The organism is Salipiger bermudensis HTCC2601, from assembly GCF_000153725.1.
Classification (GTDB): Bacteria; Pseudomonadota; Alphaproteobacteria; order Rhodobacterales; family Rhodobacteraceae; genus Salipiger; species Salipiger bermudensis.
On sequence record NZ_DS022276.1, the window covers coordinates 4,059,559 to 4,073,150 of the forward strand.

General features: G+C 66.1%; 12 protein-coding genes and 1 pseudogene. 8 read left to right on the forward strand and 5 right to left on the reverse strand.

The window, feature by feature from the left end:
- Positions 1-9: 9 nt before the first annotated feature.
- A complete protein-coding gene (gene hmuQ, locus R2601_RS19140) occupies positions 10-330 on the forward strand; it encodes a heme-degrading protein HmuQ (protein ID WP_007801326.1) in 321 nt (106 codons plus the stop codon).
- A gap of 177 nt (positions 331-507) precedes the next feature.
- Here the strand turns inward: hmuQ and R2601_RS19145 are convergent, their stop codons facing one another.
- From R2601_RS19145 to R2601_RS19155, 3 genes are all read right to left on the reverse strand, one after another.
- Positions 508-1,479 carry a glutathione S-transferase family protein gene (locus R2601_RS19145; RefSeq protein WP_007801327.1) on the reverse strand — a complete coding sequence of 324 codons (972 nt, stop codon included), beginning with the start codon at positions 1,477-1,479 and terminating at the stop codon, positions 508-510.
- Positions 1,480-1,502: 23 nt separating this feature from the next.
- Positions 1,503-2,324, reverse strand: coding sequence for a 4,5-DOPA-extradiol-dioxygenase (gene ygiD / locus R2601_RS19150; RefSeq protein ID WP_007801328.1), 822 nt, complete (start codon positions 2,322-2,324; stop codon positions 1,503-1,505).
- 70 nt (positions 2,325-2,394) lie between these two features.
- The gene (locus R2601_RS19155; protein ID WP_007801329.1) at positions 2,395-2,805 is read right to left on the reverse strand and encodes a DoxX family protein; all 411 of its coding nucleotides are present in this window, start codon (positions 2,803-2,805) and stop codon (positions 2,395-2,397) included.
- Between the two features lie 162 nt (positions 2,806-2,967).
- Between R2601_RS19155 and R2601_RS19160 the strand changes: the two genes are divergently transcribed.
- The 4 genes from R2601_RS19160 (at position 2,968) to R2601_RS19175 (ending at position 7,873) form a co-directional block, all read left to right on the forward strand.
- Complete coding sequence (locus tag R2601_RS19160) at positions 2,968-3,864, forward strand: LysR family transcriptional regulator (protein WP_040544935.1); 897 nt, start codon at positions 2,968-2,970, stop codon at positions 3,862-3,864.
- A gap of 241 nt (positions 3,865-4,105) precedes the next feature.
- Complete coding sequence (locus tag R2601_RS19165; protein ID WP_007801335.1) at positions 4,106-5,665, forward strand: hypothetical protein; 1,560 nt, start codon at positions 4,106-4,108, stop codon at positions 5,663-5,665.
- A 240-nt stretch (positions 5,666-5,905) separates the two neighbouring features.
- Positions 5,906-6,961, forward strand: coding sequence for an AI-2E family transporter (locus R2601_RS25620; protein ID WP_007801336.1), 1,056 nt, complete (start codon positions 5,906-5,908; stop codon positions 6,959-6,961).
- A gap of 213 nt (positions 6,962-7,174) precedes the next feature.
- Positions 7,175-7,873, forward strand: coding sequence for an SDR family NAD(P)-dependent oxidoreductase (locus tag R2601_RS19175; RefSeq protein ID WP_007801337.1), 699 nt, complete (start codon positions 7,175-7,177; stop codon positions 7,871-7,873).
- A 275-nt stretch (positions 7,874-8,148) separates the two neighbouring features.
- Here R2601_RS19175 and R2601_RS19180 read toward each other — a convergent pair whose 3' ends face one another.
- Both R2601_RS19180 and R2601_RS19185 read right to left on the reverse strand, forming a co-directional pair.
- The gene (locus R2601_RS19180) at positions 8,149-10,545 is read right to left on the reverse strand and encodes a thiamine pyrophosphate-binding protein (RefSeq protein ID WP_007801338.1); all 2,397 of its coding nucleotides are present in this window, start codon (positions 10,543-10,545) and stop codon (positions 8,149-8,151) included.
- Between the two features lie 73 nt (positions 10,546-10,618).
- Positions 10,619-11,638 (reverse strand): 1-aminocyclopropane-1-carboxylate deaminase, encoded by a 1,020-nt coding sequence (locus R2601_RS19185; protein ID WP_007801339.1) that lies wholly within the window; start codon positions 11,636-11,638, stop codon positions 10,619-10,621.
- 155 nt (positions 11,639-11,793) lie between these two features.
- Here R2601_RS19185 and R2601_RS19190 point away from each other — a divergent pair, with 155 nt between their 5' ends.
- The 3 genes and pseudogenes from R2601_RS19190 to R2601_RS19200 form a co-directional block, all read left to right on the forward strand.
- Positions 11,794-12,255, forward strand: coding sequence for an Lrp/AsnC family transcriptional regulator (locus R2601_RS19190; protein ID WP_007801340.1), 462 nt, complete (start codon positions 11,794-11,796; stop codon positions 12,253-12,255).
- A gap of 82 nt (positions 12,256-12,337) precedes the next feature.
- A pseudogene (locus tag R2601_RS19195) lies at positions 12,338-12,665 on the forward strand (transposase); the annotation flags it as partial.
- A gap of 63 nt (positions 12,666-12,728) precedes the next feature.
- The coding region (locus R2601_RS19200) for an IS5 family transposase (RefSeq protein ID WP_040544939.1) at positions 12,729-13,592 on the forward strand (864 nt) is incomplete at its 3' end.

Here is a 13,592-nt window from a genome sequence, read left to right on the forward strand (position 1 = left end):
GGACCCAAGATGTATCTCGCCATGAACCGCTTCACCGTGCCGCTCGAAAACGCCGCCGAGTTCGAAGAGCTTTGGCTGAGCCGCGACAGCAAACTGCACGAGAATCCAGGATTCGTGGAATTCCACATGCTCAAGGGCCCGGAAGAGGACGGCGCCATCCTCTACGCCTCGCACACGGTCTGGGAGACCGAAGAGCATTTCCGCGCCTGGACCCGCAGCGACAGCTTCCGCGCCGCCCATGCCCGCGCCGGCGACAGTCGCAAGCTGCATTCCGGCGCTCCCCGCTTCGAGGGCTTCGCCACGATCCAGAAGATCGCCATGCCGGCCTGACCACGCGCCGCGCCCTCCCCGACGAGAGGCGCGGCCTCCCCGCCCCGGCCCCCTCTTCTCTTCGTCGAAAATACTCCGGGGAGTGTGAGGGGCTGGCCCCTCACCGGCCGACGCCAGCCACGGGCGGCGTGGCCGCCCAGACGCGCCCCCCCAGACGCGCCGCCCGGGCCAGACCACCTACCCCCGCAGCAACGCCGCCACATGCGCCGGTCCCTCGGGACGGATCCCGCTCGGGTTCAGCGCCTTGATCGCGTAGTACCCGCGGGTGATGTGATCCATGTTCACCGTTGCCCGCACCCCTGGCAGGTCGAGGATTCGCGCCATGTAGGCCGAGAGCCGGGGATAGTCGGCGATCTGCCGGCGGTTGGTCTTGAAGAGCCCGTGATAGGCGGCATCGAAGCGGATCAGCGTCACGAAGGCCCGCAGGTCGGTCTCGGTCAGACGGTCGCCGAACAGGTAGCTCCCGGACGACTGCCCCTCCAGCCGCGCCTCCAGCTCGTCCAGCATCGCGAAGACGCCCTCGACCGCCTCGTCATAGGCGGCCTGCGACGAGGCGAAGCCGGCCTTGTAGACGCCGTTGTTGAGCAGGTCGTAGATCCGCGGGTTGAGCGCGTCGATCTGCTCGGCCAGGTCCTCCGGGTAGAGCCGCAGATCCGAGGGCACAAGCCCCTCGAAGGCGGTGTCGAACATGCGCAGGATGTCGGCGCTCTCGTTGTTGACCATGATATTGCGCTTCATGTCCCAGAGCACCGGCACCGTGGCGCGGCCGGTAAACTCGGGATCGGCGCGGGTGTAGAGCTCATGCATGTACCCGGAGGCGAAGAGCGGGTCCTCGTCGGCGCCGTCATAGCCGCCGAAGCGCCAGCCCTGGTCTGTCATGACCGGGTTCACCACGGTGACCGGGATGATCTCTTCCAGTCCCTTGAGGCTGCGCGCCATCAGGGTGCGCGAGGCCCAGGGGCAGATATAGGCGACGTAGAGGCGGTAGCGCCCGGCCTCGGCGGGAAAGCCGCCCTCGCCGGTGGGCCCGGCGCTGCCGTCCGGGGTAATCCAGTTGCGGAAGGACGAGACCTGCCGCACGAAGCGGCCTTTCTCGTCGGCCTTCTGCACCGGTTGCCAGTCCTTGGTCCATGTGCCGTTCACAAGCATGTCGGGTCCCCTTTCCGGAGATGTCAGTAATAGATGAAGCTGCGCATCGAGACCGAGCCGAGGTCGATGGCGTCATTCATGAAGAGCAGCGTGTCGCGCGCGTCGGAGGCGCCGGCCACGGTGAGCGAGGGCAGGTAGTGATCGACGCTGGGATGCGCCATGCGGAAGAGCTGGCCCATGCCGGCGCGGTCGGTGAGCGCGCCGAGGTCGCCCTGCCCCAGACGCTCGGCGAAGAAGCCGTCGAACTCCTCGGCCCAGTCATGCGCGGCGCCGCCGCCCCAGCGCAGGGCACGCAGGTTGTGCACCACGTTGCCCGAGCCGAGGATCAGCACGCCGCGGTCGCGCAACCCGCGCAGCGCCCGGCCGATCTCCACGTGCTCGGAGAGATCCGCCTTCATGTCGATGGAGAGCTGGAACACCGGCACGTCAGCCTCGGGATAGAGGAATTTCAACACCGACCACGCGCCGTGATCGAGCCCCCAGGTGTCGTCGCCCTCGGCATGGTGGCTGGCGAGGATCGACACCACCTCGGCGGCCAGCTCCGGCGCGCCGGGGGCTGGGTATTGCTCGCGAAAGAGCTCCTGCGGGAAGCCGTAGAAATCGTGGATCGTCTCGGGGCGCGCGGTGACGTTGACCAGCGTCGAGCCCTTGGTCATCCAGTGCGCCGAGACCACGAGGATGGCCTGCGGGCGCGGCAGGTTGCGGCCGAGCTGGGCCCAGCTGCGGGAATAGGCGTTGTCCTCGATGGCGTTCATCGGGCTGCCGTGGCCGAGAAAGACCACCGGCATGCGGTCGGAGGCCGCGAGGCCGTCCTTCAGCTTTTGCAGTTGTTGCGAGATGCTCATGGCATGTCTCCTTGGCAGGCAGTGTCGGAAAGGCCGCCGCGCCGAGGCTCCGGCGCGACAGCGGGTCGTGTCAGGCGGTGCGGCGGCCCAGCGGCCAGAGCGCATGGGCACCGTCGCCGATCAGGGCAAGCGCCGCCATCATCGCGGCCCACATCACCGGGTATTCCCAGCCGCCGCCGGCATTGGACCAGCCAAAGCCGTTGGCCCAGTGGGCGGTGATCGCGGCCCCCAGAAGCACCGGCACCGACACCAATGCCACGAGGCGGGTCGCCAGCCCGAGGATCAGCGCCACGCCGCCCGCGATCTCGAACAGCATCGTGGCGATGCCGAGCCAGCCCGGCAGCCCGAGGCTCTCGAAGAAGCCCGCGGTGCCCGCAGGGGTGAAGACGAAGAGCTTGGTAAGCCCGTGCGCGACGAACAGGGCGCCGGTGGTGGCCCGCATGAGGAGCGCGCCGTAAGCGATTGTCTTTGCATTGGTCATCGGATCTGGTCCTTGTGTCTCGCCGGGGCCGCTGGGGGTCGCCCCAAGGCCGCGCCGGCATCGGTCTGTTGTGTTTCGATGAGACGAAGATGCGCCTTGCGCCGCAGGAATGAAATGGCGATGGTATGGAATGACCTTCGCCATTTTGTTCGGAATGAATTCATGGACCTGATCGACGGGCTGCGCGCCTTCGTCGCCACCGCCGAAACCGGCTCCTTCACCGCCGCGGCGGACCGGCTGGCGATCTCCAACCGGCTGACTTCCAAGTACGTGGCCGAGCTCGAGGCGCGGCTCGGCGTGCGACTGCTGAGCCGCACCACGCGACGGGTTGGCGTGACCGCTTCGGGCGAGGCGCTGCTGGCGCGGGCGCCCGCCCTGCTCGACGATCTCGACGAGATGCTGGCCGAGGTCACCGAGGACGGGCGCGGTTTCACCGGCACGCTCAGGATCTCGGCCCCGGTGACCTTTGGCGAGAAATACGTGCAAGGTATGCTGGCGCGCTTCGCGGCACCGCATGCGGATCTGGTCGTCGATCTGCGCCTGACCGACGCCTATGTCGATCTCGCCAGCGAGGGCATCGACCTCGCCTTCCGGGTCGGAGAAGGCGCGGTCACCTCGCTGAAGCGGCGCCGGCTCGGCGCGCTGCGCAGCTGCGTGGTCGCCAGCCCCGACTACCTGTCGCGCCATGGCCGGCCCGAGCGCCCCGACGATCTTGTCGCGCATGCCTGCATCGTCGACACCAACCGCAGCGAGCCGGCGCATTGGGCCTTTACCTGCGACAGCGTGGAGACCGCCGTGCAGGTGCCCTCGCGGTTCCGGGTCAACAGTGCCCAGGTGGCCCGCGATCTGGCGGTGGCCGGCCACGGCATTGCCTTCTGCCCGGTCTTCGTGCTGGGCGACGATCTCGAGACCGGACGGCTGGAGCCCCTGCTGCCCGACTATGACAGCCCGCGTCGCGCCATCAGCGCGGTCTGGCTCGAAGGCCGCACCCTCCCGCGCAAGGTCCGGTCGCTCATCGACTTCGCCGTCGAGGACGCCCGCGCCTCCGGTCTCGGCTAGGAGATCCGGACCGGCGCCGTCTCGATCTCGCCGCCTTCAGCCCGAGATTTGTGCCCACGCGCGATCAGACGTCGGCGTGTCTCGGCAAGCACTGTTGCTCGGACATGACGGTTGGCAGCGCGACCGGGGCGCCTTCTGCGACGAAAGCGGGGCGATCCGTCCCGCCGGACTTGCAAACTGTCAGGCACATGTCAGAGTTGTCCCCGGTTCAGAATGGGCATCCGGAACGGAGGGAGCGGTCATGCGACGTCTGAAGGCAGCTAGAAGCTACGTCCTCGTTGCGCTGAGCGTTCTGGCGCTCGCGGCCTGCAACAGCACCCCCGAGGGCGTGTTCGAGTTCGAAGCCGTCGATCTCGGGTCCCCGGTCGCCCCGGAGACCTATGCCGGCGACGTCCGCTTTCGGATCACCCAGAGCCTCGATAGCCGCGCCGGAGAGGTGCCCTTCGCCCTCTACCTCGGGCTCAGCCCGGCGGGGGAAACCCGGCTCGGACTGAATGCGCTGGCCGATCTGCGCGGAATACAGGACGCCTTGCCCGAGCGGCTCTCCGGGCCGATCGACCCGTCCTGCAACCTCGGCCTGACGGTCGATTTCAGCGGCAGCGAGGCGGACGGTGACACGCTCAGGGCCGGCGCCTCGGTCCGCGCATCGCTCTATCGCTGCAAGGCGAAGGGAACCCCCGACGAGCAGCGCGGCTGGCGGATGATCTCGCAGACCGTTGATGCCGCCGCAACCCTGCGCGGCGATCTGGATGGGAACTGCATCCGGCTCAGCCTCACCGACCTCAGCCTGAAGCCGCGCGGGATCCTCGGCGGGCTGGCCAGCTTGTTCGGCCTGACCGAGAAGGTCCGTGTCGCCATTCTCGAGGAGGCCGCCGTGGTGCTCGACGCGTACCCGATCTGCCCCGAGCCGCCGGCGCCGATCTCGTTCTTTCAGCCGCGCTTCGAGGCCCTCGGGATCGAGGAAATCGGCGCCGGCGGCGTTGGCGCGGGTCTGAAGGGTAGCGCCGACATCAGCGCCGACACGCTCGTGGACACGCTGGCCTGGGCCGGTGAGCGGGCCGCGGGCGGCGCCGACGGGCTCCGGTTCACCGACCGGACCGACGGACGCGTCGGACTGGCGCTGCAAGATGCCATGGCGGTGGGCGACACCGAGATCGGCTACGGGATCGCGCTCCAGCTCTCGCCCGTGTCGACAACGCGGATCGGCATCGAGGCGCTGCTCGACCTGCGCGACATCCAGGCACGGCTTCCCGACCTGCTTGCGGATCGGGTCGTGACCGATAATTGCGGTGGGCGCATCCAGATCGAAGGGTTCGACACCGAGGCCGACGGAACGGCGATCATCGCGAGAGCCTCGCTGGAGATGGAGAGCTACGACTGCGTCAGGTCCGCACCCGGCACATGGGAGCGCGGGGCGCTCGAAGAGACCAAGCAGGTCGATGTGCGCGCGCACCTGTCGGCCGAGCTGGTTGATCAATGCGTGGTCTTCCGCCTTCTCGATCTCGACCGGGACCCGCCGGGCGCTTTGGGCCAGATCCAGACCGGCAGTGGCCGCCTCGCTGCCGCGCGGGCACTGGTCTTCGAGGCGATCGAGCTTGTGCTGGAGGAGGCCGCGATCTGCCCCGAGCTGGGTCCGGAGCTGTCGATCCTCGAGCCGCATTTCGACTACGGCGCCCCGCAGGAAATCGGCGAGGGTGGTGCGGGCATCGCCATGAAGGGCTCGATCGACCTGGGCCCGGAGACCGTGGTCGAACTGCTGGCCCTGTTGCAGAGCGAAGGCCTGTTGCCTCCGGCGCCCTAGTGGCGCTTCCCCCTTGGGCGGCACGATCCGCGGGCGCACTCCTGCGGTCAGCACAGCCGGTGGACCGGTCGGTTGCCGCGTCGCCCCACCATTCCGCAAACGACCGCGCCATTCAGGCCACGCGAGGCCGGCCCTGAGGCATCCGGCGCGTCGAATGGCTTGGCCAGCCCGATCCCGCTCGTCTAACCTTGCTGCCTAGAGACCGCCCCCAAGGGCACCGCGAGGATCCGGGAACGCCACATGAAATCACTGCAGGTCGTCCCACCCGACTGGTTCAAGATCATCGTCGGCCTTCCCTTCATCATCGCGCTGCTGTGGTTCGGACGCGACCTGTTCAAGCTGCTCTCGGTGGCGTTCCTGATCTTCGTGCTCGCCACCGCCTTCACCGACAGGCTGGGCCGGATCTCGATCAGGGGCACGGCCATTCCGGGCTGGCAGGCGCGGGCACTGGCGCTGGTGATCTTCATCACCACGATCTGGCTTTTCACCGTGATCTCCTCTGCCGCCGCCGCTGAGATCATCGACGCGCTTCCAAGATACCAGGAGCGCCTCGGCGAGATCATCCAGAGGCTCGAACACATCATCGGAGCGCGGACCGTGCAAGCGGTCCAGACCGCCATCGAAGAGCTTCAGGTGGGATCGCTGATCATGTTCCTTGCGGGCGGGCTCGTGGGCAGCATGGCGCAGGTCTCGCTGCTGACGCTGTATTTCCTGTTCCTGATCGTCGAGCGCGCGGACTGGCAGAAGAAGATCAGGCTGCTCTCCTCGCCCAACCCGCGCGGCCCCGATTTCGCCGTCATCGTGCGGCGCGCCGCCAGCGGCATCAAGGACTACATGTGGGTCAACGCGGTCACCAGCGCGATGAGCGGCTCGGTGGCCTACGTGGTGTTCCGCGCCATCGGCCTTGATTTCGCGGCCTTCCTCGCGATCCTGATCTTCTTCGTGGGCTTCATCCCCAATATCGGCGCCTTCATCGGTATCCTACTGCCCGCGCTGGTGGCGCTGGCGCAGTTCGACAGCCTGTGGCCCCTCCTCGCCGTCATCGTGATCTATGGCGGTGCGGACCAGCTGATCAGCAACGTGGTCACGCCGATGATGCAGGGCAGATCGCTCAACATGAGCACCTTCATGATCACCGTGTCGCTGGTGTTCTGGTCGTTGCTCTGGGGCGGGCTGGGCGCGTTTCTCGCGGTGCCCCTGACGGTCATCGTGATGGTCATCGCCTCCGAGATGCCGAGCCTGCGCTGGCTTGCCGTGCTGTTCTCGCGCGACGGAGAGATCGACTACCACGATTGACGCCCGCCCCCCCACGCGCCTCAACGGGCGCACCCGAGGGACGCATCACCACTGGTCGGTAGAAAGCCGAAGCCTCTACAGAGCGCCACAGGGAACGCAGGCTCGAAGCGGGGCACGTCACGGCCGGTCCGTTGGCCGGCCCCTTTGCAGGCCGCGGCTCCGGCCTAAGTCGTCAGTCCGATATGTACGAAAATCCGTGGGTAGGAGATCGGTTTGACCACAGACAGATCGGACGATGGGACCACCTCGCACAACCGGGCCCTCGTGATCGGCGCATCCGGTGGCATCGGGGCCGCACTTTGCGCGGCGCTTTCCGAACGTGGGTACGATGTGACCGGCCTGTCCCGAACCGCCGACGGCATCGATTTCGCCGAGCCGGCCTCCGTGACCTCTCGACTGGAGGCGCTGTCCGGCCCGTTCGGGATGATCCTCGTCGCAAGCGGGTTGCTTGCGCCCGAAGGCGCGCGGCCGGAGAAATCCCTGGCCGAAATCGACGTTTCTCGGATGGCCGAGGTCATGACGGCCAATGCCATCGGACCAGCACTCGTCCTCAGGCACGCGCCGCGGCTTCTGCCCCGCAATGGCCGATCGGTTGTCGGGGTCCTGACCGCCCGGGTCGGCTCGATCGGCGACAACAGGCTGGGCGGCTGGTACAGCTATCGCGCCTCGAAGGCCGCCGCCAACCAGATCGTCCACACCGCCGCGATCGAGATCGCCCGCACCCATCCGGGCGCCCTCGTCGTCGCCCTTCATCCCGGCACCGTCGCCACGGAGTTCACCCGCGATTACCCGGCCCATCGCAAGGTCGCTCCGGCGGAGGCCGCCGGCAATCTTCTCGGCGTGCTGGACGGCCTCGAGCCACAGCAGACCGGGCAGTTCTTCGACTGGGCGGGCAAGCCAGTCCCTTGGTGACGCCTCGTGGGTGTCGCCACACGCGCGCCCAGCGGTGCAGCGCCGCCCCCTGCCCCGCGACATGCGCCATGCGCCATGCGGCGGGAGACTAGCCTCTTTGCCCACGCGACATCGGTCGCGAGGACCGACAAGTGGACCGCGTCGCCGCTCTGGGCGCATGCACAAGCGGGCATTCTCCCAAGCATGTCGGCTGCAGCACCTAAGCTCGGCGACACAACGAGCGGGAAGCCGCCTTTCGCTGCCTCGTGGCCGGATGAGGGATCCGGCGGCGGTGCTCAGTTGTAGATCAGCGAGGCCAGGAAGTCGCCGCCGAGATCTCGCCCTTGTGTCAGGCCACTGACCCTGTTGAAGATGGCCGCGGCGTCGATGCCATGATGGTGGTAAAGGTCGCCGATGGTGCCTGTCTGACCGAAATGCTCGACACCCATCGGGATGGCCGTATGGCCTGCAACAGAGCCGAGCCAGGACAGCGTCGCCGGATGGCCGTCGATGACGGTGATGATCCTGCAATGTGGCGGCAGCTCGGACATGAGCGTTTCGATATGCGAGCGGGCCTCGGTGTTGCCGTTCGCCCGGACGCGTTGGGCGGCTGTCCAGCCTGCGTTGAGCCGGTCGGCCGAGGTCACGGCCAGGACGCCGACATCCCTGCGGTGTTCCCCGATCATCCCCGCAGCCTTGATCGCTTCGGGGCCAACGGCGCCCTGGTACGCGATCACCACGTCGCAATTCGGCCCGGGCTTGCGCAGCCAGTAGGCTCCGTCGATCGCACCTTGCCGAAAGGCATCATCCGCCCGCTTGCCGGGCTGCTCTACCGGGTTGGTCGTCAGCCGCAGGTAGACCGAGCCGCCGGTTTCGTCGCGCAGCCAGGTGCGTTCGCAAGGGTCGCCCTCTCCATCGCGTTGGACATAGTCGAAGGCCCATTCCATGATCACCGCCAGCTCGTCTGCGAAGGCCGGCTCGAACGCCGCGAGCCCGTCCTGGCTCATACCGATCAGAGGAGACCCGACCGACTGGTGCGCCCCGCCTTCGGGCGCAAGCGTGACGCCGGAGGGCGTGCCCACGAGAATGAAGCGCGCATCCTGGTAGCAGGCATAATTCAGGGCATCGAGGCCACGGGCGACGAAGGGGTCATAGACCGTGCCGATGGGGATCAGCCGCTTGCCGAAGAGCGAATGCGAAAGCCCCGCCGCCCCCAGCAGCAGCATCAGGTTCATCTCGGCGATGCCAAGCTCGATATGTTGGCCCTCGGGGGTGAACTCCCACTTCGCGGTCGACGGGATGCGATGCTCGATGAAGGCATCGCTCTGCGGAGATCGCGCGAACAGCTTGCGCCGGTTTACCCAGGGGCCGAGGTTGGTCGTCCCGGTGACATCCGGGGAGGTCGTCACGATCCGCTCGGCCAGGTTGCTGTCGCCCTTGGAAAGCTCATCCAGGATCTTGCCGAACGCCATCTGTGTCGAGATCTCGCGCGTCGTATCGATGGCCACCGCTGGCACATCCAGCTTGGCCTCATGATAGCGCCGCGTGCCCTTGGCGAAGAACGGCACCCGTGACAGGAAATCCTGCAGCGCGTCCGGGTTCTCGACCGTCGCCAGCGCCTCCCACTCCTGCCCCTCTGCGACGCCCATATGCGCCTGCCACGCCGCGAACTGGGTGGTGTTCATCAAGCCGCCATGGTTGTCCTTGTGGCCGGCAATGGGCGTGCCCCAGCCCTTCACCGTATAGGCCAGGAAACAGGTCGGGCGGTCATGGTCGATGGCCTCGAAGGTCTCTGCCATGGTCTGCACGCAGTTGCCGCCGAGGTTTTCCATCAGCGCGGCCAGCTCGTCGTCGCTGCGCCGCTCGATCAGCGCGGTCACGTCCCCCTGGTCGCCCAGATCGTCCAGCAACCGCTTGCGCCAGACCGCGCCGCCCATGAAGGTCAGCGCCGAGTACTGCTGGTTCGGGCAACCGTCGATCCAGTCCCGCAGCTTGTCGCCGCCCGGCTCGTCAAACGCCGCACGCTGCAAGACGCCGTGCTTGACCCGGACCACCTCCCAGCCGAAAGCCTCGAAGATCTTCTCGATCCGCTGGAACAGGCCTTCGCGCACGATCCCGTCCAGCGACTGGCGGTTGTAATCGATGATCCACCAGGTGTTGCGCAGGTCGTTCTTCCACCCCTCCTGCAACGCCTCGTAGATGTTGCCCTCGTCCAGCTCGGCATCCCCCACCAGCGCCACCATGCGGCCCATCGGGGCATCCCGGCCCCAGCTCTTGGCCTTGATGTAATCCTGGATAATCGCGGCGAAGGATGTGATCGCCACGCCAAGCCCCACCGATCCGGTGGAGAAATCCACGTCGTCGATGTCCTTGGTTCGGCTGGGATAGGATTGCACCCCGCCAAAGCCGCGGAAGTTCTCCATCTTCTCGCGGGTCTGGTTGCCCATGAGGTATTGCATCGCGTGGAAGATCGGAGAGGCATGGGGTTTGACCGCCACCCGGTCCTCGGGACGCAGCGTCGAGAAATAGAGCGCCGTCATGATCGACACCATGGAAGCCGACGATGCCTGATGTCCGCCCACCTTGATCCCGTCCACCTTGGGTCGCACGTGATTGGCGTGGTGGATCATCCAGTGCGACAGCCACAGCAGGCGCTGTTCGATGGTCTTCAGGTGCGAGATGTCGGCGGGCATGGGCGGCTCTTTCGATCAGGTGAGAAGATCCGCCCGCACATGAGCGGGCGGATGCGCTGCGAGATGACGGGCGTCAGCCGTCCTTGTAGTGGTAACTATAGCCGTTCAGCGCCGGGGCACCGCCGAGATGCGCGTAGAGGACCTTGGATCCTTCGGGAAAGAACCCCTTGCGGGTTAGGTCGATCATGCCTTGCATGGACTTGCCCTCATAGACCGGGTCGGTGATCATCGCCTCGGTCCGCGCGGCCAGCCGGATGGCATCGTTGGTCTCGTCAGACGGCACGCCATAGGCCGGATAGGCGTAATCGGGGTTGATGACGATCTCGTCCTCGCGCACGGCGCGCCCCAGGCCAATCAGTTCGGCGGTGTTGTCGACGATGCCGCGCACCTGCTCGCGGGTCTGCTCGACCGTGCCCGAGGCGTCGATCCCGATCACCCTGTCGGCGCGATCCTGCGCGGCAAAGCCCACGATCATCCCGCCCTGGGTCGAGCCGGTCACGACGCAGACCACGATGTAGTCGAAGGTGAACCCAAGCTCCGCCTCCTGCTCGGCGACCTCCTCGGCAAACCCGACATAGCCAAGCGCTCCGAACTTGTGAACCGAGGCCCCCGCAGGGATCGGATAGGGCTTGCCACCGGCATCCTTGACCGACTGGATGGCGTCCTCCCAGCTCTTGCGAATGCCGATATCGAAGCCGTCATCGACCAGGCGGCTGTCGGCGCCCATCAGGCGGGTCATCTGGATATTGCCGACCCGGTCATAGACGGCATCGAAATGCGGCACCCACTTTTCCTGGATCACGACGCATTTCATGCCGAGCTTGGCGGCCGTCGCGGCGACCATGCGGGTGTGGTTCGATTGCACCCCGCCGATCGAGACCAGCGTATCGGCCCCCGACGCGATGGCGTCGGGCACGATATATTCCAGCTTGCGCAGCTTGTTGCCGCCCATCGCGAGGCCCGAGTTGCAATCCTCGCGCTTGGCATAGAACTCGACCTTGCCGCCAAGCTCTTTCGAAAGGCGAGGCAGGTGTTCGATCGGCGTCTTGCCGAAGGTGAGCGGGTAGCGGTCGAAGGGTTCGAGAAGGGACATCGGGCATCTCCTGAGTGGCTGTCTGCCCTGACGCTAGTGCAAGCCGCCGGAAATGTGCTTTCAAAGTTGGCGGCTCAACTTTTCCCATTTCCACCAGAATGACGATATGTTTGGCTCATACATCAACTTAACGCAATAATGTGAAAATTTCTTTCATGCATGATCTGGACCGAATCGACATCAAGATTTTGCGCGCGCTTCAGTCGGAGGGGCGGCTCACCAATGCCGAGCTGGCCTCGCGGGTGCATGTCAGCGCTCCGACATGCCACCGCCGCACCCAGAGACTGTTCGAGGACGGGTACATCACCGGCGTTCACGCCCAGATCGCGCCGGAGCCCGTTGGCCTCGGAGCGGTGGTCATGGTCGGTGTCGTGCTCGACCGCTCCACACCGGAGAGCTTCGCGGCTTTCGAGGACGCGGTCATCCGGATGGAGCAGGTCCTTGACTGCAACCTCGTGGCCGGGGATTTCGACTACCTGCTCAAGATCCGCGTTCGCGACATGTCGGATTTCAACAAGCTTCACGGCAAAGAACTCATCGCGCTGCCCGGCGTGCGCCAGACGCGGACGTTTTTCGTCATGAAGGAAGTCAAAGACAACGCCCCGCTGCCGTTCTAACAGGCTGCTGAAAAACTCTCGCCTCGACGCCTGACGTGGAACATGATTCACCGTAACCACTACGATGGCGACGGAGTGTGGGATGCGTGGATCAGATCAGGTGACGGGCTCGCTGTTCAGCTACGTCGATCTCGAGGAGCGCATTCCAGTGCGACACCCGCTTCGCAAGATCAGGGCCGTCGTCAACGACGCACTGCGCTCCCTGGATGCAGAGTTCGACCGGCTTTACGCGGGTGAGGGCCGCCCCTCGATCGCGCCGGAACGATTGATCCGGGCCAGCCTGCTGCACATCCTCTACTCGATCCGGTCCGAGCGGCAGCTCATGGAGCAGATGGACTACAACTTGCTGTTCCGCTGGTTCGTGGGCCTTGGGATCGATGACGTTGTCTGGGTCCCGACCGTGTTCACGAGGCTCTGTTGCACAAATCGCGTAAGGGATTCATCTCGTGAATCCAGCATGGTAGCTGTGATGCATGAGCAGACCTACACCCCCAACCTACAGGACCAGGAACTGGCCAGCCTATAACGAAGCGCTCAAGCGCCGAGGTTCGCTGACGATCTGGTTCGACCCCGAGATGAGCTGGGATGCAGTGCCGACAGGCAGGCGTGGCCGCCGTCAGAGCTACAGCGACGCCGCCATACAGACTTGCCTCTCGATAAAGGTGCTGTTCGGGATGGCCCTCCGGCAGACAACCGGGTTCGTCGAAAGTCTGCTGCGACTGGTTGGCCTTGACTGGACGGTGCCCGACTTCAGCACGTTGTCGCGCCGCCAGAAGACGCTGGCCGTCAATATCCCGTATCGCGGCTCCAAGGGGCCGCTGCACCTGCTGATCGACAGCACCGGCATCAAGGTCGAGGGCGAAGGAGAATGGCACGCCCGCAAGCATGGTGGCCGGAAACGTCGCGTCTGGCGCAAGATCCACCTCGGGATTGATGAGGAAACGCTGGAGATCCGGTCTGTTGAGATCACCGGGAGCCACATTGGCGATGCACCGGTTTTGCCCGACCTGCTCGGCCAGGTCCCGGCGGACCAGGAAATCGGCAGCGTCACGGCAGATGGGGCCTACGACACACGCAAATGCCACGATGCCATCGCTGACCGCGGCGCCCACGCCGTCATCCCGCCCCGCAAGAACGCCAAGCCATGGAAGACCGTCACCGCTGGCGCGGCCGCCCGAAACGAGGCCCTGCGCGCATCAAGATACCTCGGCCGTGCCCTGTGGCGACGATGGAGCGGATACCACCGCCGAAGCCGCGTCGAAACGAAAATGCATTGTGTCAAACTGCTGGGTCAGCGGCTCATGGCGCGGGACTTCGACCGACAGGTCGCCGAGCTC